The organism is Kitasatospora sp. NPDC056327 (assembly GCF_042261735.1).
GTDB lineage: Bacteria > Actinomycetota > Actinomycetes > Streptomycetales > Streptomycetaceae > Kitasatospora.
In genome coordinates this window covers 1-1,183 of sequence record NZ_JBHJRC010000559.1, presented here as the reverse complement: position 1 = coordinate 1,183, position 1,183 = coordinate 1, and the positions used below count along the sequence as shown (strand labels likewise).

Here is a 1,183-nt window from a genome sequence, read left to right as displayed (position 1 = left end):
GGCCGCCCCCCCCCCCCCGGGGGGGCCCGGGTGGGGCGCGGCCCGGGGGGGGGGGGCGCGCATCGATCCGATGCGCGCCCCCGGTGCGTTCCAGGCGTTCCACGGCTTCCGGGCCGGACCGGCGCCCCGGTCCGGGGCGGGGCGGGACGGAGCGCTCGGGACGCTCAGGGCCAGAGCAGGGTGCGCGACCACTCCGGGGTGCGGACCGGACCGGTCCGGGTGTAGCGGAGCCGGACGTGGTGACGCTCCGCGTCGCCCTGCCAGAACTCCACCTCGTGCGCCCAGAGCGTGTAGACGGCGTGCCCGGCGGCCACCGCGTCCGGGGTGGTCTCCAGCCGGCGGCGGGCCACCGCCACCGCCTCCTCGTACTCGGCGGGCGAGCCGAGCGGCTCGCTCTGCCGCCCGACCAGCGCGCCGATCCGGGCGGCCGGGGAACGGGTGGCGAACTCCGCCCCCGCCACCTGGTCGGCCGCCCGCTCGACGGTGCCGCGGACCCGGACCTGGCGGCCGAGCTGCGGCCAGTAGACGGTGAGCGCGGCGGCCGGGTGGTCGGCGAGCTGACGGCCCTTGGGACTGTCCGCGGCGGTCGAGAAGACCCAGCCGGTGCCCGCCGGGTCCACGTCGCGCAGCACCAGGACCCGGGCGTCCGGCATGCCGTCGGCGTCGACCGTGGACAGCGTGAAGACCTGCGGGTCCAGGACGCCGGCGTGCAGGGCGGTGGCGAGCCAGTCGACGAAGAGCGGGCCGGGCTCGGCCGGGGCCGCCTCGGCGTCGAAGGTCGGCAGCGGGCGGGTCATCGGCGGGCGGCCGAGCATCAGCTCGGGCACCGACCGGGGCTCGGTCCGGACCTCGGAGCCCGCTGCCGGGCACGGTTCGGGGGCCGGTTCCCGGCCCGGGCCGTGGCCCGCCACGGGCCTGGTCTCGCCGGGGCCGGTCAGGCCCTCCTCCTCCGCTGCCATCGCGCCCTTCCTTCCGGTTCGCCGCGGCCGCAGCCCCCTCGGCGGGCCGGTCGCCGGGGGCGCCCGGCGCGGGGGTGCGCTGTCGGAGCGCAACCGTACCGCCGAGTGGTGACGGCGACGGGCGCGGGCCCTGGACTGGACCTGTTCCGGGGGTGGGCCACCGGGGCCGGGCCGGGCGGAACCCGGGCGGGAACCGGGCCCGGACGCGCCCGTGGGCGGCACCG

The 1,183-nt window shown here is 80.1% G+C and carries 1 protein-coding gene; it reads right to left on the bottom strand.

Going from position 1 to position 1,183, the window contains the following annotated elements; all coding sequences use genetic code 11:
- Nucleotides 1-164: 164 nt before the first annotated feature.
- Nucleotides 165-959, bottom strand: a complete 795-nt coding sequence (locus tag ACFCX4_RS36305; RefSeq protein WP_376151761.1) for a pyridoxal 5'-phosphate synthase — start codon at nt 957-959, stop codon at nt 165-167.
- Nucleotides 960-1,183: the final 224 nt, after the last annotated feature.